Origin of the sequence: Flavobacterium sp. LM4, assembly GCF_002017935.1 — a bacterium.
GTDB lineage: Bacteria > Bacteroidota > Bacteroidia > Flavobacteriales > Flavobacteriaceae > Flavobacterium > Flavobacterium chungangense.
In genome coordinates, this window is the sequence record NZ_MUFW01000015.1 from 1 (window position 1) to 5,259 (window position 5,259).

The window sequence follows — 5,259 nt, forward strand, 5'->3', positions numbered from 1 at the left end:
TTTCCTGTAAAATGTGAAATGAAAAATCTTATATCTCACATTAAAACATTTTACGATAATATAACAAGATCGACGTTTGATAATGATAATTTATTTAGCAGACGCCTGAAAATTGTTGTAGACAAAATTACTTTAAATAAATTCAAATGCGGTTTTCCGATGCAGACAGTTGTAATTTGTTTTTCTTCTACAGTTGTCAAAATTGCATTGGAAATATTCGAATTTTCGAGTTTAATAACTTCGGCTCCTAATTGCACGGCAAGTTTTAAAGTTATTAATTAAGTGTCTTTGTTTATCAAGTGCAATTTTTGTACTGCTTTCCTGAGGAGTTTCGACGTACAAAACATACCAGCTTCCGTTATAATAGCTTGCCAATCGAGCTGCTTTTCTGATCACAATTTTAGCCGTTTTATCATTACTGCTAATACAGGCTAGCAATTTTTCATGACGCAAAGCGTGAAGCTGAGGTACTTCGCTTTCTACTTTTCGAAGCACTTGACTTGCTACTTCTTTCAAAGCCAATTCGCGCAATTGCAGAATTTGTTCCGATTTAAAAAAATTCGTTAAAGCCGTCTGAATTTTATCCGGAGTATAAATCTTTCCTTCTTTCAAACGTGCAATCAAATCTTCAGATGTTAAATCGATATTCACGACTTCATCTGCCAAACGTAAAACATTGTCGGGAATGCGTTCCTGAACATCAATATTTGTTATACGTTTTACAGCTGAATTTAAACTTTCAATATGCTGAATATTCACAGCCGAAATGACATTAATTCCCGTATCTAAAATCTCTAAAACATCCTGCCAGCGTTTTTCATTTTTGCTTCCTTCAACGTTCGTGTGCGCCAATTCATCAACAATAACCACTTCTGGTCTAAGGTTGATGATTGCCTGAACGTCGAGTTCTTCGAGTTCTTTTCCTTTATAGAAAATGGTCCGCCTCGGAATAACCGGAAGACCAGACAATAACTCATGCGTTTCCTTTCGCATATGTGTTTCGATGTAACCAATTTTTACATCGATTCCGTTTTTCAATAACGAATGCGCTTCCTGAAGCATACGGAAAGTTTTGCCTACACCGGCGCTCATTCCAATGTAGATTTTGAACTTTCCCTTTCGGGATTTCTGAATCAAATCCAGAAAGTGCTGTGCGTTATTATTTTCGTTTTCCATAATTTTTGCTTTAAGCAATAAGCTTTAGGCTTTAGGCAGTATAACTTTAAAAAGCTTACCGCTTAAAGCCTATAGCCTAAAGTTAGAAAGAAATCGCCAGGGAAGTCGTTACAAACGTATTCGTATCCGTTGGAAGATTGTCTTTATTTGTGAAAATTTCTTCTTTGCTTGAAAGATTTCTCGCTTCAATTCTAAACATAATAGTATCAGAAACTAAGTAATCAAAGTTAGCTGAAAATCCGTAAGTTTTAAATCCGTTTGGCGTTTCTGTCCGATAGCTATCGGATAATTACCCCTTTTTCATCGCTGTAATATTCCCCTCGCGCTGCCAGTTGAATTTTATCTGTCGGTTTGTATTGCAGAATCAAAACAGGCGAAAACCAGGTATCGTATTTATTACTGTTTTTAGCCGATTGCTGTGAACCAACATCAAAACCAGCCGTAACATTTGTTTTATCCGTTACTTTAAATTGTCCGTAAAAGTTGTTGAAATAGCGCCATTTTTTATCAATATCCAGCTGTTCATTTCCAACATAAGTACTCCAATTCAAAATGACTTTATCCGAAGGTTTATAAGTAATCTGCGTTCCAAAAGTCGGAGTTTGATTTCCGTCTATTTTTTGAATTCGCTGCCAGCCGTTCAAATACATCGCAGCCAAATACCATTCTCCAGAATCTGATGTATAACCAATTTTCACACCCGCTTCATAATAAGGCGAATTCTCAGCCAGAATACTCCGAGTCAAAGTTTGACAGTCTTTCCCAATCGCACTTTCAAAACCAATATGCGATGGCATAATTCCCGCATCAATCCATAAATTATGTTTCGAAGAAATCTTCACGCCAACATTCGCTTCATAAATATTTTTCAGCAAATCCTGTTCAGCCGACATATTATATTGGCATAAGTTCCCGCCATCAGCGCAAAATTTCCTCGGACATTTTCCTTCGAATAATTCACTTTTGCCAAACCCAGATTCAGGTTTACTTCATTGCTTCGATTATAATTATAAATAAATCCGGACGCGTATGATTTTCCGGTTTCCCGAAATCATAACTGTAATAAACATCAACATATCCCGAAAACGTAAACGGACTTTTAGATTCTTTCTGTGCGTGTAAATTGCTACAACCAAAAGCGATTAAAGCAGTAAGTATTATTTTTTTCATTTTTGTGGTATTCAATTATTTATTAGTAGATTTTTTAGGAGCTATTTCCCGCTATCCACTACAATCTTTTGTTTGGAACCCCAAACAAAAGGATTTTCGTTTCTATCGGGCTAGGGCATTTGGGGTAAAAAAGGCGTTTTGTATTATAATAAGTTTTATATCCTAACAGGTTTTAAAAACCTGTTAGGTGTCAATTGTAGAATTCAGTTTTTCGATTCCAATTTTCGCCACAGTTTGTCATTTCGACGAAGGAGAAATCTTCGTCTAGAAGTCGCAAAGATTGACAATTCTTTGCGGAGCTTCTAGCGAAGATTTCTCCTTCGTCGAAATGACAAACTGTGGCGAAAATTGGAATCGAAAAACTGAATTCTACAATTGACACCTAACAGGTTTTTAAAACCTGTTAGGATATAAAACTTATTATAATACAAAACGCCTTTTTTACCCCAAATGCCCTAGCCCGATAGAAACGAAAATCCTTTTGTTTGGGGTTCCAAACAAAAGATTGTAGTGGATAGCGGGAAATAGCTCCTAAAAAATCTACTAATAAATAATTGAATACCACAAAAATGAAAAAAATAATACTTACTGCTTTAATCGCTTTTGGTTGTAGCAATTTACACGCACAGAAAGAATCTAAAAGTCCGTTTACGTTTTCGGGATATGTTGATGTTTATTACAGTTATGATTTCGGGAAACCGGAAAATCATACGCGTCCCGGATTTATTTATAATTATAATCGAAGCAATGAAGTAAACCTGAATCTGGGTTTGGCAAAAGTGAATTATTCGAAGGAAAATGTCCGAGGAAATTTTGCGCTGATGGCGGGAACTTATGCCCAATATAATATGTCGGCTGAACAGGATTTGCTGAAAAATATTTATGAAGCGAATGTTGGCGTGAAGATTTCTTCGAAACATAATTTATGGATTGATGCGGGAATTATGCCATCGCATATTGGTTTTGAAAGTGCGATTGGGAAAGACTGTCAAACTTTGACTCGGAGTATTCTGGCTGAGAATTCGCCTTATTATGAAGCGGGTGTGAAAATTGGTTATACATCAGATTCTGGAGAATGGTATTTGGCTGCGATGTATTTGAACGGCTGGCAGCGAATTCAAAAAATAGACGGAAATCAAACTCCGACTTTTGGAACGCAGATTACTTATAAACCTTCGGATAAAGTCATTTTGAATTGGAGTACTTATGTTGGAAATGAACAGCTGGATATTGATAAAAAATGGCGCTATTTCAACAACTTTTACGGACAATTTAAAGTAACGGATAAAACAAATGTTACGGCTGGTTTTGATGTTGGTTCACAGCAATCGGCTAAAAACAGTAATAAATACGATACCTGGTTTTCGCCTGTTTTGATTCTGCAATACAAACCGACAGATAAAATTCAACTGGCAGCGCGAGGGGAATATTACAGCGATGAAAAAGGGGTAATTATCCCGATAGCTATCGGACAGAAACGCCAAACGGATTTAAAACTTACGGATTTTCAGCTAACTTTGATTACTTAGTTTCTGATACTATTATGTTTAGAATTGAAGCGAGAAATCTTTCAAGCAAAGAAGAAATTTTCACAAATAAAGACAATCTTCCAACGGATACGAATACGTTTGTAACGACTTCCCTGGCGATTTCTTTCTAACTTTAGGCTATAGGCTTTAAGCGGTAAGCTTTTTAAAGTTATACTGCCTAAAGCCTAAAGCTTATTGCTTAAAGCAAAAATTATGGAAAACGAAAATAATAACGCACAGCACTTTCTGGATTTGATTCAGAAATCCGAAAGGGAAAGTTCAAAATCTACATTGGAATGAGCGCCGGTGTAGGCAAAACTTTCCGTATGCTTCAGGAAGCGCATTCGTTATTGAAAAACGGAATCGATGTAAAAATTGGTTACATCGAAACACATATGCGAAAGGAAACGCATGAGTTATTGTCTGGTCTTCCGGTTATTCCGAGGCGGACCATTTTCTATAAAGGAAAAGAACTCGAAGAACTCGACGTTCAGGCAATCATCAACCTTAGACCAGAAGTGGTTATTGTTGATGAATTGGCGCACACGAACGTTGAAGGAAGCAAAAATGAAAAACGCTGGCAGGATGTTTTAGAGATTTTAGATACGGGAATTAATGTCATTTCGGCTGTGAATATTCAGCATATTGAAAGTTTAAATTCAGCTGTAAAACGTATAACAAATATTGATGTTCAGGAACGCATTCCCGACAATGTTTTACGTTTGGCAGATGAAGTCGTGAATATCGATTTAACATCTGAAGATTTGATTGCACGTTTGAAAGAAGGAAAGATTTATACTCCGGATAAAATTCAGACGGCTTTAACGAATTTTTTTAAATCGGAACAAATTCTGCAATTGCGCGAATTGGCTTTGAAAGAAGTAGCAAGTCAAGTGCTTCGAAAAGTAGAAAGCGAAGTACCTCAGCTTCACGCTTTGCGTCATGAAAAATTGCTAGCCTGTATTAGCAGTAATGATAAAACGGCTAAAATTGTGATCAGAAAAGCAGCTCGATTGGCAAGCTATTATAACGGAAGCTGGTATGTTTTGTACGTCGAAACTCCTCAGGAAAGCAGTACAAAAATTGCACTTGATAAACAAAGACACTTAATTAATAACTTTAAACTTGCCGTGCAATTAGGAGCCGAAGTTATTAAACTCGAAAATTCGAATATTTCCAATGCAATTTTGACAACTGTAGAAGAAAAACAAATTACAACTGTCTGCATCGGAAAACCGCATTTGAATTTATTTAAAGTAATTTTGTCTACAACAATTTTCAGGCGTCTGCTAAATAAATTATCATTATCAAACGTCGATCTTGTTATATTATCGTAAAATGTTTTAATGTGAGATATAAGATTTTTCATTTCACATTTTACAGG

At 36.1% G+C, this 5,259-nt stretch carries 4 pseudogenes; 2 read left to right on the forward strand and 2 right to left on the reverse strand.

Annotated elements, in window-relative coordinates:
* Positions 1-50: 50 nt before the first annotated feature.
* Positions 51-1,176: pseudogene (locus BXU10_RS24695) on the reverse strand (sensor protein KdpD).
* Between the two features lie 82 nt (positions 1,177-1,258).
* A pseudogene (locus BXU10_RS25845) lies at positions 1,259-2,346 on the reverse strand (porin).
* Between the two features lie 569 nt (positions 2,347-2,915).
* Between BXU10_RS25845 and BXU10_RS24705 the strand changes: the two are divergent.
* Together BXU10_RS24705 and BXU10_RS24710 are read left to right on the forward strand one after the other, a co-directional pair.
* A pseudogene (locus tag BXU10_RS24705) lies at positions 2,916-4,006 on the forward strand (porin).
* An 82-nt stretch (positions 4,007-4,088) separates the two neighbouring features.
* Positions 4,089-5,212 (forward strand): annotated as a pseudogene (locus BXU10_RS24710) (sensor protein KdpD).
* The last annotated feature ends 47 nt before the right edge of the window (positions 5,213-5,259 follow it).